The organism is Rhodococcus sp. NPDC057529 (genome assembly GCF_042802055.1).
Taxonomy (GTDB): domain Bacteria; phylum Actinomycetota; class Actinomycetes; order Mycobacteriales; family Mycobacteriaceae; genus Rhodococcus_F.
This window is the reverse complement of sequence record NZ_JBHVEY010000003.1, coordinates 414,659-438,120: the sequence shown is the minus strand read 5'-3', so window position 1 is coordinate 438,120 and position 23,462 is coordinate 414,659. Positions and strand designations below refer to the sequence as shown.

Annotated in this window: 22 protein-coding genes; 14 read left to right on the top strand and 8 right to left on the bottom strand. The window is 65.4% G+C overall.

Features of this window, described 5'->3' with window-relative positions; genetic code table 11:
• Positions 1 to 2: 2 nt before the first annotated feature.
• From ACFU5V_RS07935 to ACFU5V_RS07925, 3 genes are all read right to left on the bottom strand, one after another.
• Positions 3 to 1,205, bottom strand: a complete 1,203-nt coding sequence (locus ACFU5V_RS07935; RefSeq protein ID WP_378698204.1) for a glycerate kinase — start codon at positions 1,203 to 1,205, stop codon at positions 3 to 5.
• Between the two features lie 111 nt (positions 1,206 to 1,316).
• Entirely contained in the window at positions 1,317 to 2,459 is a 1,143-nt protein-coding gene (locus ACFU5V_RS07930) for a CdaR family transcriptional regulator (RefSeq protein WP_378698202.1), read from the bottom strand.
• A 113-nt stretch (positions 2,460 to 2,572) separates the two neighbouring features.
• Entirely contained in the window at positions 2,573 to 3,235 is a 663-nt protein-coding gene (locus ACFU5V_RS07925; RefSeq protein WP_378698200.1) for a class I SAM-dependent methyltransferase, read from the bottom strand.
• Positions 3,236 to 3,373: 138 nt separating this feature from the next.
• On the opposite strand from ACFU5V_RS07925, the gene ACFU5V_RS07920 reads away from it, so the two are divergent.
• Positions 3,374 to 3,598, top strand: a complete 225-nt coding sequence (locus tag ACFU5V_RS07920; RefSeq protein ID WP_378432919.1) for an anti-sigma factor family protein — start codon at positions 3,374 to 3,376, stop codon at positions 3,596 to 3,598.
• Between the two features lie 78 nt (positions 3,599 to 3,676).
• Here the strand turns inward: ACFU5V_RS07920 and ACFU5V_RS07915 are convergent, their stop codons facing one another.
• On the bottom strand, positions 3,677 to 4,615 hold the full coding sequence (locus ACFU5V_RS07915; protein WP_378698198.1) for a LysR family transcriptional regulator: 939 nt from the start codon (positions 4,613 to 4,615) through the stop codon (positions 3,677 to 3,679).
• A 213-nt stretch (positions 4,616 to 4,828) separates the two neighbouring features.
• On the opposite strand from ACFU5V_RS07915, the gene ACFU5V_RS07910 reads away from it, so the two are divergent.
• Complete coding sequence (locus ACFU5V_RS07910; RefSeq protein ID WP_378698196.1) at positions 4,829 to 6,187, top strand: MFS transporter; 1,359 nt, start codon at positions 4,829 to 4,831, stop codon at positions 6,185 to 6,187.
• Between the two features lie 60 nt (positions 6,188 to 6,247).
• Positions 6,248 to 7,009, top strand: a complete 762-nt coding sequence (locus tag ACFU5V_RS07905; protein WP_378698193.1) for an IclR family transcriptional regulator — start codon at positions 6,248 to 6,250, stop codon at positions 7,007 to 7,009.
• Positions 7,010 to 7,022: 13 nt separating this feature from the next.
• Here the strand turns inward: ACFU5V_RS07905 and ACFU5V_RS07900 are convergent, their stop codons facing one another.
• Positions 7,023 to 7,835 (bottom strand): acyl-CoA thioesterase domain-containing protein, encoded by an 813-nt coding sequence (locus ACFU5V_RS07900; RefSeq protein ID WP_378698191.1) that lies wholly within the window; start codon positions 7,833 to 7,835, stop codon positions 7,023 to 7,025.
• 354 nt (positions 7,836 to 8,189) lie between these two features.
• On the opposite strand from ACFU5V_RS07900, the gene ACFU5V_RS07895 reads away from it, so the two are divergent.
• The gene (locus ACFU5V_RS07895) at positions 8,190 to 9,686 is read left to right on the top strand and encodes an aldehyde dehydrogenase (protein WP_378698189.1); all 1,497 of its coding nucleotides are present in this window, start codon (positions 8,190 to 8,192) and stop codon (positions 9,684 to 9,686) included.
• A gap of 5 nt (positions 9,687 to 9,691) precedes the next feature.
• Entirely contained in the window at positions 9,692 to 10,705 is a 1,014-nt protein-coding gene (locus ACFU5V_RS07890; RefSeq protein ID WP_378698187.1) for a zinc-binding dehydrogenase, read from the top strand.
• 116 nt (positions 10,706 to 10,821) lie between these two features.
• Here ACFU5V_RS07890 and ACFU5V_RS07885 read toward each other — a convergent pair whose 3' ends face one another.
• Positions 10,822 to 11,943 carry an NDMA-dependent alcohol dehydrogenase gene (locus tag ACFU5V_RS07885; RefSeq protein ID WP_378698185.1) on the bottom strand — a complete coding sequence of 374 codons (1,122 nt, stop codon included), beginning with the start codon at positions 11,941 to 11,943 and terminating at the stop codon, positions 10,822 to 10,824.
• A gap of 401 nt (positions 11,944 to 12,344) precedes the next feature.
• Between ACFU5V_RS07885 and ACFU5V_RS07880 the strand changes: the two genes are divergently transcribed.
• The 6 genes from ACFU5V_RS07880 (at position 12,345) to ACFU5V_RS07855 (ending at position 18,166) form a co-directional block, all read left to right on the top strand.
• On the top strand, positions 12,345 to 13,499 hold the full coding sequence (locus tag ACFU5V_RS07880; protein WP_378698183.1) for a CaiB/BaiF CoA transferase family protein: 1,155 nt from the start codon (positions 12,345 to 12,347) through the stop codon (positions 13,497 to 13,499).
• 151 nt (positions 13,500 to 13,650) lie between these two features.
• Positions 13,651 to 14,805, top strand: coding sequence for an acyl-CoA dehydrogenase family protein (locus ACFU5V_RS07875; protein WP_378439059.1), 1,155 nt, complete (start codon positions 13,651 to 13,653; stop codon positions 14,803 to 14,805).
• Between the two features lie 40 nt (positions 14,806 to 14,845).
• Complete coding sequence (locus tag ACFU5V_RS07870; protein WP_378698181.1) at positions 14,846 to 15,364, top strand: MaoC/PaaZ C-terminal domain-containing protein; 519 nt, start codon at positions 14,846 to 14,848, stop codon at positions 15,362 to 15,364.
• A gap of 2 nt (positions 15,365 to 15,366) precedes the next feature.
• Complete coding sequence (locus ACFU5V_RS07865) at positions 15,367 to 15,765, top strand: Zn-ribbon domain-containing OB-fold protein (RefSeq protein WP_378698179.1); 399 nt, start codon at positions 15,367 to 15,369, stop codon at positions 15,763 to 15,765.
• 10 nt (positions 15,766 to 15,775) lie between these two features.
• A complete protein-coding gene (locus tag ACFU5V_RS07860) occupies positions 15,776 to 16,999 on the top strand; it encodes a CaiB/BaiF CoA transferase family protein (RefSeq protein ID WP_378698177.1) in 1,224 nt (407 codons plus the stop codon).
• Positions 17,000 to 17,017: 18 nt separating this feature from the next.
• A complete protein-coding gene (locus ACFU5V_RS07855; protein ID WP_378698175.1) occupies positions 17,018 to 18,166 on the top strand; it encodes a CaiB/BaiF CoA transferase family protein in 1,149 nt (382 codons plus the stop codon).
• Here ACFU5V_RS07855 and ACFU5V_RS07850 read toward each other — a convergent pair.
• Positions 18,156 to 18,557 (bottom strand): VOC family protein, encoded by a 402-nt coding sequence (locus tag ACFU5V_RS07850; protein ID WP_378698173.1) that lies wholly within the window; start codon positions 18,555 to 18,557, stop codon positions 18,156 to 18,158. The two genes, ACFU5V_RS07855 and ACFU5V_RS07850, sit on opposite strands and share 11 nt — an antisense overlap.
• Positions 18,558 to 18,785: 228 nt before the next feature.
• On the opposite strand from ACFU5V_RS07850, the gene ACFU5V_RS07845 reads away from it, so the two are divergent.
• From ACFU5V_RS07845 to ACFU5V_RS07835, 3 genes are all read left to right on the top strand, one after another.
• Positions 18,786 to 19,058: a WhiB family transcriptional regulator gene (locus tag ACFU5V_RS07845; RefSeq protein ID WP_276138945.1), complete on the top strand. Its 273-nt coding sequence runs from the start codon at positions 18,786 to 18,788 to the stop codon at positions 19,056 to 19,058.
• Between the two features lie 233 nt (positions 19,059 to 19,291).
• Entirely contained in the window at positions 19,292 to 20,722 is a 1,431-nt protein-coding gene (locus tag ACFU5V_RS07840) for an aldehyde dehydrogenase (protein ID WP_378698171.1), read from the top strand.
• A gap of 59 nt (positions 20,723 to 20,781) precedes the next feature.
• Positions 20,782 to 22,650, top strand: a complete 1,869-nt coding sequence (locus ACFU5V_RS07835) for an FUSC family protein (RefSeq protein ID WP_378698169.1) — start codon at positions 20,782 to 20,784, stop codon at positions 22,648 to 22,650.
• A gap of 103 nt (positions 22,651 to 22,753) precedes the next feature.
• Here ACFU5V_RS07835 and ACFU5V_RS07830 read toward each other — a convergent pair whose 3' ends face one another.
• Positions 22,754 to 23,146 (bottom strand): alpha/beta hydrolase family protein, encoded by a 393-nt coding sequence (locus ACFU5V_RS07830; RefSeq protein WP_378698167.1) that lies wholly within the window; start codon positions 23,144 to 23,146, stop codon positions 22,754 to 22,756.
• Positions 23,147 to 23,462 lie beyond the last annotated feature (316 nt).

Here is a 23,462-nt window from a genome sequence, read left to right as displayed (position 1 = left end):
CATCACGACGGGCAATCCGCGGTCGCCCTCGGATGCGTCGGCATCGACGCGGGGCGGCTCCATTGACTGTCGATCAGTCCGACGACCTGAGCGGTTGCCTCCTGAAGGAGTTCGGCGGTGTTGTCGAGCAATTCGTGGAGTTCCGCCGGTCCACGGGCGATGGAGAACGCCGCCGAGATCCGGGCAGCGCGAATCTCGGCTGCGGACAAGCGAACCGTACCGGCGATCACGACCACGGGACACTCCGGCGGCGTCTGACGGACGACGCCCTGCACCACCTTCCCCTGCAGCGACTGCGCGTCGAACGCCCCCTCCCCGGTGATCACCAGGTCTGCGTCGGCACACAGTGACCGCAGTCCCACCGTCTCCGAGACGAGCTCGCTTCCGGGCACCAGTTCCGCGGCGAGGATCGTGCTCAGGCAGGCCGCCATGCCGCCGGCCGCTCCGGCTCCGCGCAGGGTCAGAACGTCGGCCCCGTACGCAGTGCGGAGAGCAATCGCCAACTGTCCGAGCCCGGAATCCAATTCGCGGACCTGGTCGGCCGTCGCACCCTTCTGCGGCCCGAAAACCGCCGCCGCCCCGTTCTCCCCGCACAGAGGATTGTCGACGTCGGTCGCGACGCGCCAGCGCACCGACCGTGCCCGGGGGTGCAGTTGCGACTCGTCGATGGCAGCGATGTCACCGAGCCCCCCACCGCCGGATTCCACGTCGCGACCGTCTTCGTCGAGGAATCGCACACCGAGTGCGCGGAGCATCCCGGTGCCCCCGTCGGTGGTTGCGCTGCCGCCGATGCACAGAAGGATCTCGTCGACACCGTCTTCCAATGCGCTGACAGCGATTTCGCCGACGCCGAAGGTATCCGCCCGCAACGGTGACGGTGGAACGTCCGCCACGTGGGGCAGACCGTTCGCTTCCGCGGCCTCGATGATCGCGACCCTGCCGTCGTTCGACAGTCCGTAGCGGGCGGTCCGTTCGCGTCCGAGGGCATCGTGCGCGTGGATCACCCGCGGCTCGGCATTGCCCGCCGAGAGGAAGGTCTGCAGCGTGCCCTCGCCGCCGTCCGCGAGGGGGCATTGCACGATCCGGACGTCGGCGCCGAGCGCCACCCGGACACCGGCGGCCATCGCGGCTGCGACGTCAACGGCGGAGAGGCTCCCCTTGAACGAGTCGGGGGCGAGGACAACGGTAGGTGTGCGCTTTCGCATGACTAGAGCGTAGGTCTCCCACACCCAGGATGATATGTACATTCCGCACAGATTTACACCCAATTCGGGCTGGCATATATGTGCACATTGCCATACGCACTCGGCGGCGCTTCATGCTCGGCGGTACGGGTCCTCCAGCGCCGCGGCCGCGAGGAGTGCCAGCCGCATGGCGACGGCGTGGTCGAACGTGCGCAGGTTCAGTCCGGTCACGTGCTGGATCCGATCGAGGCGCTGGACCAGCGTGTTGCGGTGTACCTCGAGGGCAGTCGCCGTCGCGGCGATCGACAGATCGTGGCCGAGGAAGGCGCGCGCGGTCTCGCGCAGGGTCGTGGACAGCGGTGTCAGGACGCGCTTCACGGTGTCGTGTGAAATATCCCGGGACTGCTGTGCGACAGCTGTTTCGGGTACCAATGCGGAGAGTTCCGTCTCCTCCCCCGCGGGCAACAGCTGCGCCCGGGCCAAAAGGAGGCCAAGCCTGGCAGCGTCCACGGACAATTCGCGGGACGAGGCGGCATGCCTGCCGGTGACGAGACGGACGTCGCCGGTGCGCAGCCGCTGCCGGGTCGCGGCGAGGGTGCGGTCTGTCACCGAACCGCTCAGAACCCACACCGCGCCCTGCAATTCGGCCGCAACCACACCGGAAATCCCCTGGATCCGTCGAATCAGGGCCACCGACGTGGATGAGGGAAGGGACCACGATCCACTGCCCGCAGCGGGGACGACCGCCGTGATGTTCCACGGTGGGGCCATCGGTGAACCGATGTGCCGTAACGCTTCCAGCAGGCCGTTCTCGGTGACGGTTCCGTTCACCAGGCCGAGGAGCAGTTCACGCACGGCCGCTTCCCGCCAGCGTGAACTGTCCCGGTGCTGTTCGTTCCGTAACAGCAGTTCCACGGTGAGCGCGAGGACGTTGCACACCGATTCGACCTCGCCGGGGTCGCCCGTGACCCCGACGGCGCCCACGATCCGCCCGTCGAGTGTCAGGGGAATGTTGATCCCGGCCCTGACGTCCGCAGATTGTTCGTCGGCGTCCACGAGTACTCGCCGGCCGTCCTGGATGGCCTGAAGTGCACCGGCGTGCACGGTGCCGATACGCGTCCCGTCGACCGACCCGATGATTCGACCATTGCGGTCCATCAGATTGATGTTGTAGTCCAGGCGAGGGCTCACCTCGTCCACCACACGCTGAGCGAGTTCGCCGGTGAACACGTACGCGAACTCGTCCTCGTCGCCGTCCCGCACCGCCCAGGTCATGCAGCAAGACTAGACGTGCGAGGTCGCTGCGGGGGTCGCAGCAGCGGCATGGGCTGCACTCACCCTCGCGACAGGCGCCGGTCCCCCATCGTGGGGCAGTCCCGCTCGGTGCCTCAGTCGCGGTGCGCCGACAGCAGCCACGCCGGCAGCATGGCCCGGCCCTTGTCGTCGCGCTGCCAGTTCGCGGCCTCCTCCGGGCCGAGCAGCGCGTGAATGAACGCCGGGCGGAGGTCGTCGATGGTCCAGTACTCGGCGACGGCCTCCCGTAGCTCGTCGTCGGTCACCGGGTTCGGTCCCTGCCCCTCGGGGAAGGCGCCCTTCGCGAACACCAGGATGTAGTAGGACGCGCCGGGTGCGGCCGCCCGGGACACGGACTGCAGGTAGTCGCGACGCCGGTCCACGGGCAGGGAATGGAAGAGGGTGCTGTCGACGATCGTGGTGAATCGGCCGTCGAAACCCGTGAACGAGCTGATGTCCGCCACCTGGTACGTGGCCGTCGTCAGGCCACGATCGGCCGCTGCCGCCTGAGCTGCCGCGATGGCTGTCGGCGACAGGTCCAGACCGACCACCGTGTACCCCTGCGCCGCCAACTGCAGGGACGTTTCAGCGTGCCCGCACCCCGCGTCCAGCACGTCGCTGCGGAATTTGCCTTCCGCGATCAGCGCGGCGATCTCGGGCTGCGGCTCACCGATGTTCCACGGCACCGGCCCCGAAAATTCCTTCGCATCGCCTCGGTAGATGTCGTCCCACGGCGCAACCTGATTGTCCTCGGTCATGACCCCGACGGTACGCCCGCCGGCTGTCGCCACCGTCCCGTGTAACGATCCGGGCACTTCCGGACACTGTGGCAATAGCCGCAGACGCTGGGTCGGCGGGACTCAGGAGGCACTCCCGTGAAGGAATCGAAACGAACGATGGACTGTCAGGAACTCGTCGAACTCGTCACCGTCTACCTCGAGGATGCGTTCGCCGCGCAGACCAAGGCCAGGTTCGAGACGCACGTGGGCGAATGCGGCGGCTGCGCCCACTACGTCGACCAGATGAAACAGACGGTGCACACCCTCGGCGAACTGTCGATCGAGGAATTGGACCCGGCACTGCGGGACCGCATCCTCACCGATTTCCGACGGCGATGCTGAGACCTCAACGGAAACCGCTTCACAACAGACGAATTCACCGATTGTGAGCGCCGGATCGGGATGCGTCGGCCGGTTCACTCACGACGAATTTGCGTCATCGGAGTCGTGCGGGCGGTCGAGCAGCTGGGTGACGAGTGCGCCCGCAGCCGGGCTCGGAGCCCGCCCACGAGCGGTGGCGAGGTGGATCCTGCGCGCCGCCCACGGCTCGGCGAATTCCATCACCGCGACGCGGCTCATCATCTCATGACTGAGTAGACATTCCGGCTGCACGGTGACACCCATTCCCGCCTGGACGAGACTCATCGCGACCTCTCCGCTCCGCACGGAGTGCCTGGAATCGAATTGCTCTCCCAGCCGATTCGCTGCGGCGCGAAACGCCGGCGCCATCGCGCGTGCCGCAATCAGTCTTTCGGGCAACAGATCCTGGAAGGTCACGACCGACTGCTCGGTGAGCGGGTGACCCAGCGGCACCACCGCGACCAGCCGATCACGACGGTAGGGCGTGACATCCACGCCGTCGAGATCGAGTTCGTGTGCGGCCGCGAATACCCCGAGGTCCGCTTCGCCGCGCGCGACCTGCTGAACGATCTCGGCGTTCTCGGTCTCGCGTACTGCCAGGTCGACGAGCGGGTATTCACGGCTGTACTCGCCCAGTTCCCGCGCCAGGAACGGCACGATGATCGATCGGGCCGACACGATCGTCAGGTCACCCCGCACTCCCTCGGTCAAAGACGCTATCTCGGAGCGCATCTCCTCGAGGTTTCCGAAGATCGTGCGGACGTGTCGTTCGAGGACCGCACCGGCGGGGCTGGGGACTACGCCCCTGGGCCCACGATCGAGAAGCTTGATTCCGGCGATGTCCTCCAGGGCCTGGATTCGCTTGGTTGCCGTGGACGCGGCGATGTTCTCCCGGATCGCGGCCAGACCGATTTGCCGTTCTTCGATCGCGGACAGAAACAGTCGCAACGTGAACAGATCGACCTGTCGAATCAGATGAAGCCTGTTGAACATAGCCATACCGCCCTCACGATCAGCGAAATACGGACTCGACCATGCCAATCACGCCCTGTCTCTCGCGACCGAGATCGTGAGAGACAAGTTTCGAAACAGGGTTGACGTGGCCCAGCTCACTCCCTAGTGTTCCCGATCATATCATCGTAGTTACGAATGACGTGTTCATATATATGAATGACGCAACCATCGTCCGAAGTGAGAGAAGAGGCTCGACCCGTGACACAGCCACAGGACTCGCTCCACAACGCCCCCAATCCGCCACGCCGGAAGCCGAAGAACGTCGGCCCCGCGGTAGTGGTCGGCACAGCCCTTGAACTGTTCGACTTCTACCTCTATGCATCGATGGCCGCCCTGGTGTTCGGCCCGCTCTTCTTCCCCTCGGAGAACTCCACGGTCAGCACCCTCGCCGCCTTCTCCACGTTCGCCGTCGGATTTCTCGCCCGCCCGCTCGGCGGAATCGTGTTCGGCATCCTCGGCGACAAGATCGGCCGCAAGGCCGTGCTGTCGTTCAATCTCCTGCTGATGGGCCTGGCCAGCGGCTGCATCGGCCTGATCCCGTCGTACGAGACGATCGGAATTGCCGCACCCGTGCTGCTGGTCCTGTTCCGTATCGTCCAGGGCCTCGGTGCGGGCGCCGAGTTCGGCAGCGCGATCGCGATGTCCTACGAGCATGCCGACGCGAAGTCCCGCGGACGGCAGGGCGCGTGGCCGGCCATGGGCGTGAGCGTCGGTCTGCTGGCGTCATCCCTGGCCGTGGCCGCCGTGACGAGCCTCGACAAGGCCGACCTCTACAGCTGGGGATGGCGGATCCCGTTCCTGGCCAGCTTCGTCCTCGTCGGGCTGGGCTACTGGATGCGGCGGAACCTGCCCGAAACCCCCGACTTCGAACGGGTCGCGGCCGAAGCACAGACCCGCGAGAAGCGGCAGCCGTTCCGTGACCTGTTGAAGAATCACTGGCGCGGGTTGACCGTCGTCGCCGTGTCGACCATCGGAGTCAACGGCATCAGCTACATCTTCAAGACGTTCTCGCTGTCCTACCTCGCCGAGTTCCGCGACGTCGCCGCGAACGTCGGCGCCTTCGGAATCAGCCTGGCCAGTGCCGTCGCGCTCGTGACCATCCCCCTCGCGGGACGGCTCTGCGACAGCGCCGGGACACGCCGCGTCATGCTGATCGGCGCGGGCTGTGTGGCAGGGCTCGCATTCCCCTTCTTCTGGCTCCTCAACACCGACCGACCGGTCTACATCTGGCTCGCATTCATCCTCACCGTCGGAATCGTCCAGCCCACGCTGCTCGCGGCTTCCGGGTCCTTCCTGGCCCGGCAGTTCCCACCCGAAGTCCGCGCCTCGGGCCTCGGCGCCGGACGGGAAGTCAGCGGCGCACTCGCCGGCGGCCTCGCTCCACTCGCGGCACTGACCATGGTTTCACTCTCGCCGACCCACTCCACCTGGGGTGTCTCCCTGATCTTCGTCGTCGGCGCGATACTCATCGCGGGTGCGGCACTCGGTGACCAGTACCGCACCATCAGCATCAGCAACCACACCCCTTCCGCCGAAAGCGCTCCCGCCGTTCGGTGATCCGGCTGGGGCACTGCCCGACGTGGCAGTGCCCCAGTCACCTGTAGGCTGATTCGATCGGTGATCGAGAAGAGGGAGAGCCACGTGCCGCCGGTTGCTGGTGAGGCGAAGGAGCATCGCACGGTCTCACGTGTCATGACGATCCTCGAGCTCGTCTCCCGGAGCACGGACGGGCTGTCACTCGCCCAGCTCGCTGCAGCGCTCGACGCCCCCCGATCGTCCGTGCACTACATCGTGAAGGGCCTGGTCGCCACCGGCTACCTGACCGAGAACGGCGCCTACACCCTCGGTCCCGCAGTGGGCACACTGCTGGCAGCGCACCAACCTCCGGTCGACCGCGTGGCCCGGGAAAGCTTGGAATCGTTGCACCGCCGCTTCGACGAGACGGTCACGCTGTGCATTCAGATCGGGGAATCCGTCGTGAACATCGACATCATCGAGTCGACGCAACCGATCCGCTTCTCGCCCGCACTCCACGTCCGGCGCCCGCTCTTCCCGTCCACCGCCGGCAAGTGCTTCCTGGCCTATGCAGATCAGCGGTTCCGCGACACCTACCTCGACAGCCACATCGAGGAGACCGACAAGCGCCTACAGGCACGCGAGGAAATCGACCGCATCGCACGCGACGGAATCGGATACGCGAGCAAAGAGGTGACACCCGACCTCGGCGGCGTTGCGGTCCCGGTGTTCCACCGCGACAAACACGTTGCCGTCCTCACGGTCGCCGGGCCACGAGCCCGCATCGATATCCGACTCGAGGAGATCGCCGACGCCGCGATCGCCGAAGCCCGGCACGTAGCCGAGCGCCTGACGGCGCAGTAATTGCGCCGGGACCTCAGGTCGCAGCACTCGAATTCGTTTGCGGGACAGCACCGTCCTTCTGACCGAACCCACGGAGATCGACAGCGCGCCGGGCGTTTCCGACCGCAGAGACGGTGACCGAACCGACCACTCCCAGTCGGTCGAACACGAGCCCCGTGCCGACGGAGATGCCGTGTTGCTCGGCCCGGTCGAGTGCGGCCAGTCCGAGTTCAAGGCCCTCCGGCAGACGTGCCAGTGCGAGAGTCACGTCAGCGTTGATGAACTCCAGTCCCGCACTGCCCAAATTGCTGATGACGTTGGCGGCGTCCGCAACGCTCGCGGCCATCTGGAAAGCAGTCAGCGGCTCGCCCTCGACCACCGGGATCGCGAATTGCCAGATCTGCTTGCGATCGCCGTTCTGCGGTGCGTCCGCGGGCAGGGTCCAGCCCGCACCGTCGCTGCGGTACAACCGTTCGGCAGTCCCCGCCGCCCGCTTGCAGTCGTCAGGTGGCGGCTGCGGGCTGTTGCCAGAATCCCACACGATGCCGTCCGGTGTCGTGGTGGGGCTCAGATACAGTGCGCTGGCCCGCGCGACCGCTTCCCCGTCCTGGCTTAGCACCGCGTCGACGAGGCACAGGCGGCGCCCTTCGCGAACTACGGTGGTCGATGTGACGGACGGTGTCATCCCCGCGGGACGGAAGAGATCGAGGGTCCACCGAACCGGCTGAAGGTCCTGCCGCCCGAGTTCCTTCACAGTCTTCTCGGTGGCACGAGCAAGAGCCCCGCTGACGGCCATGCCGCGCATGTGCCCACTGCCCCAGCCACTTCCGGCCGTTGATTGGGGCACGTATTCCTCGGACCGAACATCGCGACCGGGCGCCAAGCGAAAGAAGGCGGACGTCATCCTCGATTCTCCTCTTCTTCGTTTTCGAATCGGAACGATCTCATCGCATATTACGGACCGCGGCAGTGTCACGACGAAAGGGATCTACAGAAGAGCCGGCACCCACCGTCGGCCGTCGATGACCAGAACTCTTTCGCAGATTATCCTCGGTACGAAACCGCGTCAATTTCGCATTTTCGAATCACTTACTTCTCGGGAGCGAAGCCTCTTTTTTCCATTTTACGAACCTGCGATTTCTTCCAGAGAAACCGCAGTTAACAGTTGACGTCACGTCATTTCACGGCGTACATGTTGCGTATGCCACAAACGGAATTGCGCGTTTTCGACAAGCTCTATATCGGTGGTGAATGGGTCGACCCCATCGACGGCGTCATGGCCGAAAGTATCGACCCTGCATCGGGAAAGCCGTGGGCGGCGGTTGCGATGGGAGGTGCGGGTGACATCGACCGCGCCGTCTCGGCAGCGGCCGAGGCGTTCGCGGGCCCGTGGCGCCGCACCCCCGGTCATGAGCGCGCAGCGTTACTGCGACGGTTCGCCCAGCTTTTCGAGGAAGCGATTCCCGAATTGGTAGAACTCGAGTCCCACGACTCGGGCGCCCTGAAGTCCGACCTCCGCGGGAGCCTGGCTGCACAAGTGCAGTGGTACTACTGGTTCGCCTCGCTCGCCGACAAGGCCCAAGGCCGCACGATACCGATGGACGACACGGTGCACGCCTTCACCACCATGGTGCCGATCGGCGTGGTGGGTGCAATCGTGCCCTGGAATGCGCCGTTGCTGACCACGTGCATGAAGATCGGGCCTGCCCTCGCTGCAGGTTGCACGGTCGTCCTCAAGCCTGCCGAACAGACTCCGGTGTCCGCACTCGTCCTGGCGCAACTCGCGGAGAAGGCGGGGTTCCCACCGGGTGTCCTCAACGTCGTCCCCGGTTACGGGCGCACGGCCGGTGCGCGACTGGTCGCTCACCCCGACGTCGGCAAGGTCTCGTTCACCGGCTCGACCGACACCGGCCGGCGGATGGTGGCCGACGGCACCGACAACCTCAAACGATTCACCTTCGAGCTGGGCGGCAAGGCCCCGCACATCATCTTCGGCGACGCCGACGTCGATCAGGCGCTCAATGCGGCCACCGCCTCGGCGTGGCGGTTGTGCGGGCAGAGCTGCGCGCTCGGGTCGAGGGTGCTGGTAGAGCGATCGATATATGACCGCGCAGTGGACACCTTCCGCACCCGGGCCGCCCAGGTACGTGTCGGCATCCCGGCCGACGAGACCGCACGCATGGGACCCCAGGCGCACGAAGAGCAACTGAACAAAACCCTGTCGTACGTGAAGATCGGCCGGGACGACGGCGCCGAACTGGTCGCCGGAGGCGAACGGATCCTCACCGACGAACTGGCACCCGGTTACTTCGTTCAGCCGACCGTTTTCGCCAACGTCTCCAACGACATGCGGGTGGCGCGTGAAGAGATTTTCGGCCCGGTGGTGGCACTGATCCCGTTCGACGACGAAGACGAGGCCATCGCCATCGCCAATGACACCGCGTACGGGCTGACCGCGGGACTGTGGACGGGCAATATCGGTCGCGCGCATCGGGTCTCGAACCAGATCGAAGCCGGATCGGTATGGGTCAACACCTATTCGTTCGTGCGGTGGTCCCTTCCCTACGGCGGCTTCAAGGCCAGCGGTTGGGGCCGGGAGAACGGCATCGACGCCCTCACCCCGTACATGGAGACCCGTACGACGGTCATCGGCCTCACCGCGCAGTTCCCAAACTATTTCGAGAACACGGAGGATTGATCACGATGCGTGCAATTGCCTTTCCGGGCGACGACACCACTGCCATCAGAGAGTTCGACGATCCTGTACCCGGGCCCGGCGAGGTCGTCGTCCGGGTCCGAGCCTCGGGAATGTGCGGAAGCGACCTCCTGTTCCGTCGGGGCGCGATAGCTGTCGGAACCGACATCATCCAGGGCCACGAACCGTGCGGGGACGTCCACGCCGTCGGTGACGGTGTGACGCCGATGATGGCGCGCGTCGGCGATCGAGTGATGATCCATCACTATTGGGGCTGCGATGCGTGTCCCGCCTGCCGCTCCGGCTGGCCGCAGATGTGCGAGCGCGAACCATCGAAGGTCATGGGAATCTCCGCGAACGGTGGGCACGCCCCATTCCTCACAGTGCCTGCCCGCACTCTCCTGCCGCTTCCGGACGCCTTGAGCTACAAGGCCGGGGCAGCGATCGGGTGTGGAACCGGCACGGCGTGGGGTGGCCTGCAACGGCTCGGCAATGTAGCCGGGGAAACGATCGTGGTATTCGGCCAAGGCCCCGTCGGTCTGTCGGGCACGATGCTCGCGTCGGCGCTGGGTGCGACGGTGATTGCCGTGGACATCGATGACAACCGGCTACAGCGCGCCAAGAGTTTCGGTGCGGCCTCGATTGTGAACTCGCGGTCCTCAAATGTGGTCGAAGCGATCGCCGACCTGACGGGTGGACGCGGCGCACCGCTGATTCTGGAGACTTCCGGCAAAGCCAACGACGATGCTCTCGCAGTACTCGCCCCCTGGGGCCGCGCATGCTTCCTCGGCCTGCCCGGGCATATCGAGTTCGACGTGCAGGCTCACTACAAGAAGCAATGGACCTTGATGACGTCGTGGACGATGTCCACGATCGAGCAATTGCGGTGCGCCGAGTTCATCGCCGCACGGAATCTCCCCATCGACGACATCTACACCCACACCTGGTCCCTGGATCAGGGTGTGGAGGCGTACGAATGGTTCGCGCAGCAGAGCGACGGCAAGGGTGTTTTCGAGTTCTAGCGTTCAGATCGCCCGGCCGCCGAAGTGCCCTCGGCAGTGGCGCTGACCATTCACTGATCCATCCCGAACGGATAGGGGGCGGACGCGCGTCGCGCATCCGCCCCCTACCCCTCGGTTCAGGAATCGAAGACCACGACTCCACGCAGGTTGCGGCCGGCCTTCATGTCTGCGAAGCCGACGTTGATGTCGTCGAGGGAGTAGCGGGTGGTCACGAGCTCGTCGAGCCGAAGCTGCCCGAGCTGATACATCTGCAGCTGTGCCGGGATGTCCGCGGTGGGGCAGCTGGCCCCGAACAGGGAGCCCTGCAGCCGCTTCTGGTACAGGACGAGCTCGTGCAGGTTGATGTCACCGTCCTTCACTGCGACATCACCGAGCCCGACCGCCACACACGTACCGGCCTTGCGGACGGACTGCAGACCCTGCCCCACATGACGTCCGCTGGTGACGCCGACGGTGACGATGGTGGCGTCGGCGCCCTGACCGTTGGTCATCGATCGGGCCACCTCGGTGGCCTCCTCGATGTCGGCGACGGCGTGGGTGGCCCCGAGCTTCAACGCCGATTCGCGTTTGAACTCGACCGGGTCGACGGCGATGACGGCGCCCGCGCCGGCGTGTGCGGCACCCTGTACGGCATTGATCCCGATCCCGCCGATGCCCATCACGATGACGACGTGCCCCGGCCTGATCTGTGCGGAGTTGACCGCCGCACCCCAGCCGGTCCCCACGCTGCACCCGGTCAGACACGCGGCGTCCAGTGGGATCGAGGGGTCGATCTTGATCGCCGATGCCGTCGAGACGGTCACGTATTCGCAGAATGTTCCCAGACCGGCGAGCTGTCCGACCGGTGCACCGTCGAGGGACAGTCTGAACGAGCTCGGATCGTCGAAGCGGGCACCGGTGGCGAGGAAGCGGCCGAGATCGCACAGGTTCTGATGACCGGTGGCGCACCATCGGCAGCGACCGCACACCGGCAGGAAGGAGAAGACCACGTGGTCGCCCTCGGCGAAGCCTGTGGTGCCCGGTCCCACTGCCTCGACGACCCCCGAGCCTTCGTGGCCACCCGCAATCGGGAGGATCCCCGGTTGCTGGTCACCGGTCGCGAAGTGGTCGTCGGAGTGACAGAGGCCCGTGGCGGCCATCTTGACCCGGATTTCCCCAGGCCGGGGATCATCGACCTCGAGCTCGACCACCTCGTACGAGCCCGGCGACTGCCGCAGCACAGCGCCCCTGGTCAGCATGAGCGTGCCGCCCGCGCGCTGGAATCGGATACCGCCCTGCCCGCATCGACGCGATCATTCGGTGTTCTCATGGTGCATCCACTCCTCTTGGTGACGATCCCGCTGGTGAGCGCCGGTGAACACCGGCGTACGTTCTATGACCCCGACTGGCCGACTGCGCACAGCGTCGGCCGTTGCCGAACACTGCGCCGCTGTCTCCATGCGCGGATTCATCCGCAGCACGGGAAGAAATACTGCCTCCGTGAATGGTGTCACTGTGAAGGCGAATTCGTCAATGGTGGCATAGAATTGGCTGAATAGATCGATGGAATTCGGTTTGCCCGAATCGACACTTCACGTTTCTTCAATTGGAACCGACTCCGGTGAGCAATAGACTCGAGGTGGTCGATTGGAGCCGAAATATGAAGAAATCCCGTGGCCCGCTCGCGGGCGTCAAGATCGTGGAACTGGGTGGTGTCGGGCCCGTTCCGTTCTGCTGCATGCTCCTGTCCGACCTGGGGGCGGACATCATCCGGATCGACCGACCGCCGGGCTACGACGGTGGCGCGCCGGTGGATCCGCGCTTCAACCTGCTGAACCGCGGACGCCGCAGTGCGGCAATGGATCTGAAGAACAAGGCGGCCGCCGCTGCGATTCTCGACCTGGTCCGACGTGCCGATGTCCTAGTGGAGGGTTTCCGTCCCGGCGTGGCAGAGAAGCTGGGGATCGGCCCGGACGACTGTCTCGCCGCGAATCCCGCGCTGGTGTACGGGCGGATGACCGGCTGGGGGCAAGACGGCCCGCTGGCGCAGGCTGCAGGTCACGACGCCAGTTACATCTCACTGACCGGCGTCCTTCACGCCATCGGGCCCAAGGACGGGCCACCGACGCTGCCGCTCAACCTTGCCGGCGACTTCGGCGGCGGTTCACTGTATCTGGCACTGGGAGTGGTTGCGGCCCTTCTCGAGAGCCGGCTGTCCGGCCGTGGCCAAGTGGTCGATGCGGCGATGGTGGACGGGTCGGCGTCGTTGATGACCCTGTTCTACGGCCTTCACGCAGCCGGGTACTGGCGCGACGAACGCGGAGCCAATCGGCTCGATTCGGGCGCGCCCTGGTACCACGTGTACGAGACCTCGGACGGACGCTGGCTCAGCATCGCCTGTAACGAAACCCGATTCTGGCGCAATACTCTTCGCCTTCTCGGACTGAGTGAATCCGACATGCCCGATCAGCACGACCGGACCCGCTGGCCGGAGATACAGGAACGGTTCGCCGCGGTGTTCCGGACCCGCACCCGCGACGAATGGTGCGCCCTCGCCGAAGGAGAGGACGCGTGCTGGGCGCCGGTGTTGTCGCTGACCGAGGCACCGCAGCACAAGCATCTCGTTGCGCGCGGCACGTTCACAGAGGTCGACGGCGTAGTGCAACCGGCGCCGGCGCCGCGGTTCAGCCGCACTCCGGGCGCGATCCAGGGCCCGCCCGACGCGCCCGGACAGCACACCGACGACGTTCTCGGCGACTGGGGTTTCACCGCCGAACAACTTGCTGCGCTCCGCGCGGCGGGCGCAATCACCTGACCCCTCGGCTGCGCCTCACTACAGGATTCACATTCGCCGAATCGTTGATTCGAAAAGAATCACTAGGTTCTGCAACCGCGCAGTTCTAACATTTATTCAAGCGGTGCAACCGAAATACGGGCACCATTCCTTCCGATCTGGAGAGAAGAATATGAATTCGAACTTCCTCGACGAATCCCAGGCAGCTTGGCTCGACGTCGTGAATGATTTCATGGACAACGAAATCACCGTCGAGTATGTCCGGCACTGCGACGAGAATCGGCTCTACCCGTACGAGGCGTACGAGAAGATCGCCAAGCAGGGCTGGCTCGGCATCCTGTTCCCCGAGGAGATGGGCGGCTCCGGCGGCGATATCTTCGACTACTCGCTGATGGCAGAGGGCCTCGGCAAGTTCGGATTCGACTTCGCGTGCTCGGTGCTCGTTCCGACCTTCACCGCCATGAACATCCTGAAGTTCGGCACCAAGGAGCAGCAGGACCGCTACGTCAAGCCGTTCATCGACGGTGACATTCGCTTCTCGGTCTCGATCTCCGAGCCCGACGCCGGTTCGGACGCCGCGAACACCAAGACCCGCGCTCGCCGTGACGAGAACGGCGACTGGGTGATTACGGGCTCCAAGCTCTGGTGCTCAGGTGCAGCGGCCGACAATACGGTCATCGCGATGCTGGTTCGCACCGACGCCTCCGACAAGCACAAGGGCCTGTCGGTGCTGCTGATCCCGAACGACACCCCGGGACTCGTCATCAACAAGCTGCCGACCCTGTCGCGGCACGCGACCGGCACCACCGAGATCTTCCTCGACGAGGTCCGGGTTCCCGGCGACGCGCTGCTGGGCGAAGAGGGCCAGGGCTGGAAGGTCATCACCGACCACCTCGAACTGGAGCGTTGCGCCGTCGCAGCCGCGTACACCGGCAACGCGCAGGAGGCAGTCGACAACGCCAACCGGTACGCGCACCAGCGCACTCAGTTCGGCAAGCCGATCCGTGAGTTCCAGGTCCTCAAGCACATGCTGGCGGAGAACCAGACCCGCGTCGACGCTGCTCGTCTGCTCTGCTACCGGGCCGCCGCGATCAAAGCCGAGGGCACCCCGGCCGCCCGCGAGACCTCGATGGCCAAGCTGTACGCGTCGGAGACCCTCAAGCAGTGTGCGCTCGACGGCATGCAGATTCTGGGCGGCTACGCCAACCTGCCCGAGGGCGACATGGAGCGCTACCTGCGCGAGTCGATCCAGTGCACGATCGGCGGCGGCACTTCGCAGATCCAGCGCACGATCATCGCCAAGTCGATGAAGCTGACCAACGCCTGAGTCTCCCCCCGATCACCTTTCACATCCCAAGGAAGCAGCGATGACAACGACGAATCCCGTAACCATCAAAAACCGCATCGACATGCCGCTCGACGAGATCGAGGTCGGCACGGTGTTTCGCAGCGGTGGTCGCACCATCACCGAGACCGACGTGGTCAACTACTGCGCGCTGACCGGCAACTGGATCGAGATCCACTCGAACGTCCACTACGCGGCCCAGACCCGTTTCGGTGAGCGCCTGGTACAGGGGTCGCTGACCTACTCCATCATGACCGGCCTGATCACCTTCGGTCCGCCGATCCAGGCGAACTACGGGATCAACAACCTTCGGTATCTCACGCCGGTGCACATCAACGACACCATCTACGTCACCGCCGAGGTCCTCGCCAAGAAGGACAAGGACGACAAGTACGGCGTCATCACGCTGCTGATGAAGGCGCTCAACCAGAACGGCGACGTGTGCCAGAAGAGCGAATGGAGCCTGCTGATGCTGCGCAAGCGCGAGGATCTCGAGGCCCTGGTCGGCGCGTCGCTGCCCACCGAGCGCGCCAAGAACTAACTATGTCGTCGAAGCCCGGCGCAGCGATCGTCAGCATCGCGATACAGGGCGCCGGGCTGACGTCGACTATCACCGCCGCGTCGCAGACGATCGCCGCAGGCACGGTGGAGAACGTGCTCTGCCTGCACGGCGATGCGACGGAGTCGGCATTGTCGTGGACACAATCGGCCGGGAGCGGGACGATCTACTCGTACGGCACGATCATGCGTGGACCGACGCCCGTCTGGACCACGATCGTGCCGTATGCGGTCGGCTCCGTGCAGATGGACGACGGCTACACCTTGTTCGCACAGATCGACGGCGAACCCGACGCCATCGCGATCGGAAACCCGGTCACGACGCGTTTCGTACAACGTGGGGAGCAGAAACTCCCCGTATTCACCATGACGGACCACCAGTAGGAGCAGTGACATGACCGGACCATTGGAGGGTGTGCGCATCCTGGACCTGACATCGAACTTCATGGGCCCGTACGCGTCGCTCCTGCTCGCCGACATGGGGGCAGACGTCTGGAAGATCGAGTCACGGGCCGGCGATACGACTCGAGGTGTCGGCCCGTCCCGCAACCCCGGAATGAGCGCGATCTTCCTGCACCTCAACCGCAACAAGCGCAGCCTCGTCCTCGATCTCAAGTCCGCCGGCGGCAGCGCCGCACTCGAGCGGATGATCGGTTCCGCCGACGTGCTGCTGTACAGCTTGCGGCCTCGAGCGATGGCCAGGCTGGGGTTGAGCTACGAGGACGCCCGCGCGATCAATCCGCGGATCATCTACTGCGGCTGTTACGGGTTCGGCCAGAACGGCCCCTACGCCGACCGGCCGGCATACGACGACCTGATCCAGGCAGCGGTCGGTATGCCGGTACTCCAGAGCCGCAAGGCAGGTCCGCCGACCTATGTGGCCACCGCCATCGCAGACCGCGTCGTCGGCATGGCCGCGAGCACGGCCGTGTCGATGGCACTGTTCCGGCGCGAGAAGACAGGTGTCGGTCAGGAAGTCCAGGTACCGATGTTCGAGACGTTCGCGCATTTCGTCATGGGCGACCACCTGTACGGGCACACGTTCGATCCGCCGATCGGCGATTGGGGGTACGGCCGGATGATGAACCCGGACCGCCGCCCGTATCGGACGCTCGACGGCGGCTACCTCGGGGTGAACGTCTACGTCGACAAGCATTGGCAGCGTTTCTTCGAAATCTCCGGACACCCGGAGATGGTCGAGGACCCGCGTTTCGCCGACATCAACGGACGGACCCAGAACATCGGAATCCTGTACGAGTTCCTGGGGCAGATGTTCGAAACGAAGACGACCGCGGAATGGATGAAGCTCCTGACCGAAGCGGATATTCCGGTCATCGAGATGAACACCCCGGAATCGTTGCTGGACGATCCACACATGAGGGAGGTCGGCTTCTTCGTCGACCAGGACCACCCCTCGGAAGGCCCGCTGAAGACGATGGCGATTCCGCAACAGTGGAGCGAGAGTCAGCCGGACCTGCGGTACCCGGCGCCGCGCCTCGGCGAACATTCGGTGCAGTTGCTCACCGAAGCCGGTTTCGATCGCGGTGAAATAGACGAGCTGCTGAATTCCGGCGCCACGTACACACCCGAAGTGCGCGCCGCACATTCGGCCGGCTGACCACCAAGGAGGAAGACGATGCAGCGTGATCTGCCGTTATCGGGAGTTGTCGTGGTCGAGCTGGGCGACAGTGCCTCGGCACCGTTCAGCGGGAAGATCCTCGCGGAACTCGGCGCCGAGGTGTGGAAGGTGGAGCGTCCGACGGGCGACTCCGCCCGCGGCTGGGGGCCGAGCACATGGAAGGGCAGCGGCGCCGCGTTCCATGCGCTCAATCGCGGTAAGCGTTGCATCAGCATCGACATCAAGGATCGAGATCAGCTGAAGACGCTGCACACGCTGATCGCCGAACGCGCGGACGTCTTCATCCACAACCTCCGGCCGGGTTCCAGCGCGAAGTACGGGCTGGACGCCGACAGCCTCCGGGTGACCAAGCCGGAGTTGATCTATTGCGAGATCGGCGCGTTCGGACATGTGGGTCCGCTGAACACACGCCCCGGATACGACCCGCTGATGCAGGCGTTCTCCGGAATCATGAGCATCACGGGCGAGGAGGGACAGCCCCCGGTGCGGGCAGGGGTGTCCATCATCGACTTCGGGTCCGCGATGTGGGCGGTGATCGGCATCCTGTCGGCGCTGCACCGCCGTCAGGTGAAACACGCCGGTGCGACGGTCAACGCGTCGCTCCTCGAGACCGCCATGGCGTGGATGTCGATCGGCGTCGCGAACTACAACGCCGACGGCGAACCCGGCGGTCGCCACGGGTCGGGTGTCGCGTTCATCGTCCCGCACCGCGCGTACTCGACCAGCGACGGCGATCTGATCGTGAGTTGCGCCAACGACCCGCTGTTCGCTCGCCTCTGCGCCGCACTCGGACATCCGGAATGGTCGACCGACGATCGGTTCGCCACCAACGCTGGGCGGCTGCAGAACCGGGCCGAGATCGACCGGCTGATCGGTGAGCAACTGGCGAAGGAAACACGTGCCCACTGGCAGGAACTGCTGCAGGGTGCCGGCATCCCGGCCGCACCGATCCAGACCACCGCCGAAGTCGTCGCCCACGAGCACACCCATGCGCTCGGGATCATCGGCACGCCGTCGGACGACGAGATCGGACTGGTCGGTCTGCCCCTGTCGTTCGACGGTCGGCGCCCGCCGCCCCTGCACGCGGCTCGCGACATCGGGGCGGACAACGACCAACTTCCCGAAGTGCTGAAGATCAGACCCTGACGGAGGTGCCCACCTGGTATTCCGACAGCTCGATGAGATTTCCGTCCGGATCGCGGATGTACACACTGGTCATCAGCCCTCGAGCGCCGTGGCGCTGGACAGGACCTACTTCCACCGGAACGCCCCTGTCGGACAGCTCGCGGACAACCGCGTCGATGGATTCTTCGACGATCAGGCAGACGTCGGCGCTACCGGGTTGCGCGTGCCGAGCGTTGGGCGTCACCGCGCTCGGTTGCTGGTGCAGATTGATCTTGCTGCGACCGAACAGCAAGGCCCGGCGATCGTCGCCGTACCGGTGTTCGGACATCCCGAGCACCGTCGAGTAGAACTCGATGGTGGTGTCGATGTCGGCAACAGTCAGCACGAAATGGTCGATATGCGCGATGTGCATCTGAATCGTCCGTTCCCGCCTCGAGCAAACCCACGCTCAGTTCATTTGCGCCCGAGCACCGATCGGCGCCCGCACTGAGCATCTTCTGCAGAATTGTTCCGAAAGTCAAAGATGCGGAAGCTAACCCGAGTTAAGCCTCACCCTGTGGATCGTAAATTCCACTCCCCCTTGCGTTTCTGTTCCCAAAGGCCGAACGCACGCCGCGAAGCCAGGAAAGCACTGTGAACCATGAATCTCGCATCACACGTCGATCGTGACGATTGGCGACCACAGGCGCGTTGCCGTGGCATGGACATCGCCGTCTTCTATACCGATCGCGAAGACAATCGCACCTGGTCACGCCGTCAGGAGCAGCAAGCGAAGGCGATCTGCCGCCAATGCCCGGTGATCAGCGAATGCCGCACAAGCGCGATTCATTTCGGAGAGCAACACGGAATCTGGGGCGGCCTGAACCCGAACGAGCTTCGCGCCGCCCGCAAGTGGAGTCGATGGCAAAGATAGCCGATCGATTGTCGCGGTCATGGGGGTGCTGGTGGCCCCTCCCACGTCGGCTTCGAGATACGTAAGATCAGGCCGGAGGGCACACTCGATCGGCTCGCCGAATCGAATTCGCCGGATCGCTCGGCCCTCATCCGACTTCGGCAGACGTCGCATTACCCGTCCCGACGTTCCGGTCGGGGCATCCATCATTTCTTGCCGCCATCACAATGCGGTGGGACCAGGAGGACACAAGAATGGTCACGAACCACGAATCCCATTACATCGGCGGCGAGTACCGGGCCGCCCACTCCGCCGAGACAATCTCCGTCATCAATCCGTCGACGGAGGAAGTCTTTGCCTCCATCGTCGACGGTGATTCCTCCGATATCGACGCAGCCGTGCAGGCCGCCGACGCCGCCGGAGTCACGTGGGCCGCCACCCCTCCGTCCGAGCGAGCCGCTTCCCTGCGCCGCCTGGCCGACACCTACGAAGGCCGTATCGACGAGATCGCTGCGCTGGTGACGCGGCAGAACGGCACCCCGATCAGCGTGTCCCGGGCGATGCAGCAGCAAGTTCCGCTGTACTACCGGTATTTCGCGTCGCTCGCCGACACCCTCGTCGAGGAGGAGCCACTGGAAACGTCCATCGGTGACGCGCTCCTGCAGCGTCGGCCGGTCGGCGTGGTGGGGGCGATCACCCCCTGGAACGGCCCCCAGCCCCTGCTCGCGTGGAAGATCGGACCGGCACTCGCGGCAGGATGCACCGCCGTGATCAAGCCGGCACCGGAAACTTCGCTCGATGCTTTTCTCTTCGCGGAAATCGCCACCGAAGCGGGTATCCCCGCCGGCGTCGTCAACGTCGTCACGGGAGGCCGCGAGACCGGCAGCGCCCTCGTCGAGCATCCGCTGGTGCGCAAGATCGCCTTCACCGGCTCCACCGTCGCCGGCAAGGCCATCGCCGAGACCTGCGGCAGGGACCTCAAGCGGGTGACACTCGAACTGGGCGGCAAGTCGGCCGCCATCCTGCTCGAGGACGTCGATCTCGACGCCTTCAAGCCGTTCGTGGCAACCGCGTGCTCACCGAACACCGGCCAGATTTGCCGGTCCCTGACCCGGGTGCTCGCACCCCGGTCGCGGTACGACGAAGTAGTCGACGCGGTCAGTGCCGCGATGAGCGAGATCCCGATCGGCGATCCCACCGATCCCGCCAACCTGTTCGGCCCCCTGGTGTCCGAACGGCAGCGAGATCGGGTCGAGTCGTACCTGGAGCTGGGACAACGTGAAGGAGCGAAGGTCGTCGTCGGCGGGGGCCGATCCACGGCGAACGACCGGGGTTTCTACATCGAGCCGACCGTCTTCCGTGACGTCACCAACGACATGCGCATCGCCCGCGAAGAGATCTTCGGCCCGGTCCTCGTCGTCATCGCCTACGAGAACGAGGACGAGGCCATCGCCATCGCCAACGACTCCGAATACGGCCTCGGCGGCGGCGTCTTCTCTCCGGACCGCGAGCACGCCACCGCCGTCGCCCGGCGCATCGTGACCGGCACGATCGGAGTCAACAGCGCGTCGTTCCCCACGGAGGCACCATTCGGCGGCGTCAAGAACAGCGGCATGGGCAGAGAACTCGGGCCCAGCAGCCTCGAACCGTACCTGGAGCTCAAAACGATCTTCCGCAGCGCCTGACAGCCGGATCCCGGAGAAGGGGGCACCCCCGCGAAGGACGAACAGTGCGAAAACACGTCATGACAGGCTCGAAGCGACCGAAAGACGCCACCGGTAGGCGGCAGGTGATGCACCGCGAGGCACTCGGTCGCGCTGCGCTGCGAGGGCTGAAGCCCGGACGGCCCCTCCAGGATCCTGCCCGTCTGCTTCGTGTGGCAGTCGGCATGATCGTCGCGGCGATCGGTGGCTACTTCCTGCACGACTTCGAAGAGCAGGTCCTGATCTGTGTCGGTGCGTTCCTCGGGGGCATCGCATCCTTGATGCCACACAACCGCTCACGTCTGGGAGCAGCCGTCCTCACCGGAACAGCCGAGATCTTCGCCGCGGCCGCCGGGATCCTCTTACACGGGCTGTGGTGGCTCATCCTCCCCGTGCTCTTCATCGGCTTGTTCACGGCCGGGATCCTGCGTGTAGTGGCGCTGAGCATCAGCATGCGGTTTCTCGTCGTCACGATCATCTTCGTCGCATTCGCCGAGATCACCCCGTCCCTGCCGGTCGGTGCCCGTGAACTCGCACTGTTCGCGGTCGGCGTCGCCGTCATGCTCATGGCACAACTGCTCCCGCCGTACGAGCCACGCCATGCGGTGCAACGCCGCGCCGTCGCATCGCTCTACGACGCGTTGGCCTCCGGGGGGCCCTACGGTCCGGCGCTACTGGCTGCCGACCGAAGCCTTGCCCTGCTTCGCGGGCGCCGCCACCGCGAGATCGACCACCTCACCGAACTCGTCGAGCGTGGGGAGGAGATAGCCCAGTTGCTCGCGGCCGTGAACAATCGGGGCGACGATGTGGCCGCCCCCTGGCGAGCAGCTGTCTCCGAGCATCTGCACGCGATCGGAGGCGCCATCCGGCGCCGCCGCCCCGAACTTCTCCCGTCGGATCTGGCAGTGACAGCCGGGCAGGACCGACTGCAGCGCAGGCTGATCGACGCGATCACGACCGCGGCGCGAACCACCGCCGGCGCCCGCGCCCCCGTCCCGTCGGACGAGCGTCGACCGCCGACCTCACTGGAGCTCGTCCGTGCCGAATTGCATCCGGCGTCACCGATCGTCCATCACGCGTTGCGGCTCGCGGTCACCGGTGTCATCGGTCAAGTGATCGGCGTCGCGATCGGCGCCTGGGTCGGCACGCAGGTGTTGCTCCACGGACACGGCTTCTGGGTTGTCGTCGCTGTGGTGCTGATCCTGTTCCCCGACTACGGAGAGACTTTTGCGCGCGGCATCGGCCGTACCGTCGGTACGCTCGCCGGCGCCGCCGTCGGTCTGGCGTTGTCGTTCCTCCCCCCGGATCCGATACTGCACACCGTCACGCTCATCACGCTGTTCCTCGGCTATCTCGCATTCCGCAGCTGCGGCCAGCCCTGGACCATGCTGTGGGTCGTGGCCTGGATTTCGGCATTGACGGTCGGTCCACTCGGGGCGGTGACCCGCGGCGCCGAAACAGTCATCGGCTGCGCTCTGGCATTCGCCGCGTACATGCTCGCGCCCACCTACCAGCGCAAGCGGCTCAGCGAGTTGCTCGCGGTATGGGCGCGAGCCGAAGCGGATCGCCTCGACGCGCTCGATCGGCTATCGGACCAGCCGCAGGAGAACCACCGGCTCGAGGTCGCCGGGGCGACCGTGGGCAGTAGGTTGGCTCGACTCGAGATCGTCGAGGCCGCGGACCACGCCCAGTTCGAGCCCGACGACAAGGCCGGACGCTGGACGAACGACGACATTGCGCGGGCCGTCCAGGCTGTCGTCGAGATCGGACGGCAGGTCTCGGTCCTGGGCGCTCTCGCGCCCGGCTCGGACCGGGGCAGGGACCTGCAGATCGCCATCGACAAGGCCGCCGAATCGATATCCGTGCTGGGCGCGACCCTGGCGAAGCAGCTCAGCTGCCGCAGCGTGTGAGGCAACCCTCGGCGGGCGGTGCCTGCGCCCAGCCGGCGAGAACGAGCAGGGAATCCTTCGTGGCGGAGTCGCCTGTCGGGAGGGGTATCGAACCCCAACCCCGTCAAGCGAAGTGGGCATTGAACCAGTCGAGCATCTGCTCGGGGTTCTCGGGAAAGTAGTTGTAACCGTCGAAGCGGCGGGTGGTTCCCTCGATCCAGTGCAGCCGCTTGTCGGCAGTGCCGAGGTTGTCGTAGATGCCCTGCACGTCGTCGGGGCGGGTCGCGGAGTCGTGGCGGACTTGCGCCACGAGCGTCGGCACGGTGACGTCCTTGGCGTAGCCGAGCGGTGACAACTCGTCGAGGTCGAAGCTCGTCAGCTTCTTGATCTCCTGTGCGACCATCTCGACCCCACCGGGGATGCCGCTGGTCGCCACTTCGATCATGGGCCGCAACGACACCGGCTGGACCGCCACCATGGCCCGTAGACTCTCGAACTCCTCGGGGTGCTTCGACATGGCCACAATCGTGGAGCCCGCGCCCAGGCAGCGGCTGAGCAGCCCGATGTGCGAGTTGTCGATGCCCAGGCGAGTGCGCCCGTAGTGCAGGGAGCCGATGACGTCACGGTATTCAAGGAGGCCGATCCCGACGATCCCGCCGTTCGCGGCGCCGCTGTGGGCGGCAGTAGCGGAGCCCAGAGGCGTACCGCGAAGAAGTGCAGTGCAGAGCTGGCCTCGTTTCCCCCGCGGGTCGAGCTCCCCGCGCGGGGAAAAAGAGCAACCCAAAGACACCCTATGGACTCCACCGGCGAGGGAAAGAGACCGTCTCGATCAA

Excerpts from the sequence above, each read along its gene's own strand:
- ACFU5V_RS07855 (WP_378698175.1), top strand. The coding sequence starts at position 17,018 with ATGCAGCGTGATCTGCCGTTATCGGGAGTTGTCGTGGTCGAGCTGGGC.
- ACFU5V_RS07840 (WP_378698171.1), top strand. The coding sequence starts at position 19,292 with ATGGTCACGAACCACGAATCCCATTACATCGGCGGCGAGTACCGGGCC.
- ACFU5V_RS07890 (WP_378698187.1), top strand. The coding sequence starts at position 9,692 with ATGCGTGCAATTGCCTTTCCGGGCGACGACACCACTGCCATCAGAGAG.
- ACFU5V_RS07925 (WP_378698200.1), bottom strand. The coding sequence starts at position 3,235 with ATGACCGAGGACAATCAGGTTGCGCCGTGGGACGACATCTACCGAGGC.
- ACFU5V_RS07870 (WP_378698181.1), top strand. The coding sequence starts at position 14,846 with ATGACAACGACGAATCCCGTAACCATCAAAAACCGCATCGACATGCCG.
- ACFU5V_RS07930 (WP_378698202.1), bottom strand. The coding sequence starts at position 2,459 with ATGACCTGGGCGGTGCGGGACGGCGACGAGGACGAGTTCGCGTACGTG.
- ACFU5V_RS07935 (WP_378698204.1), bottom strand. The coding sequence starts at position 1,205 with ATGCGAAAGCGCACACCTACCGTTGTCCTCGCCCCCGACTCGTTCAAG.
- ACFU5V_RS07875 (WP_378439059.1), top strand. The coding sequence starts at position 13,651 with ATGAATTCGAACTTCCTCGACGAATCCCAGGCAGCTTGGCTCGACGTC.
- ACFU5V_RS07865 (WP_378698179.1), top strand. The coding sequence starts at position 15,367 with ATGTCGTCGAAGCCCGGCGCAGCGATCGTCAGCATCGCGATACAGGGC.
- ACFU5V_RS07860 (WP_378698177.1), top strand. The coding sequence starts at position 15,776 with ATGACCGGACCATTGGAGGGTGTGCGCATCCTGGACCTGACATCGAAC.
- ACFU5V_RS07885 (WP_378698185.1), bottom strand. The coding sequence starts at position 11,943 with ATGCTGACCAGGGGCGCTGTGCTGCGGCAGTCGCCGGGCTCGTACGAG.
- ACFU5V_RS07895 (WP_378698189.1), top strand. The coding sequence starts at position 8,190 with ATGCCACAAACGGAATTGCGCGTTTTCGACAAGCTCTATATCGGTGGT.
- ACFU5V_RS07830 (WP_378698167.1), bottom strand. The coding sequence starts at position 23,146 with ATGTCGAAGCACCCCGAGGAGTTCGAGAGTCTACGGGCCATGGTGGCG.
- ACFU5V_RS07845 (WP_276138945.1), top strand. The coding sequence starts at position 18,786 with ATGAATCTCGCATCACACGTCGATCGTGACGATTGGCGACCACAGGCG.
- ACFU5V_RS07850 (WP_378698173.1), bottom strand. The coding sequence starts at position 18,557 with ATGCACATCGCGCATATCGACCATTTCGTGCTGACTGTTGCCGACATC.
- ACFU5V_RS07880 (WP_378698183.1), top strand. The coding sequence starts at position 12,345 with ATGAAGAAATCCCGTGGCCCGCTCGCGGGCGTCAAGATCGTGGAACTG.
- ACFU5V_RS07835 (WP_378698169.1), top strand. The coding sequence starts at position 20,782 with ATGACAGGCTCGAAGCGACCGAAAGACGCCACCGGTAGGCGGCAGGTG.
- ACFU5V_RS07920 (WP_378432919.1), top strand. The coding sequence starts at position 3,374 with ATGGACTGTCAGGAACTCGTCGAACTCGTCACCGTCTACCTCGAGGAT.
- ACFU5V_RS07915 (WP_378698198.1), bottom strand. The coding sequence starts at position 4,615 with ATGGCTATGTTCAACAGGCTTCATCTGATTCGACAGGTCGATCTGTTC.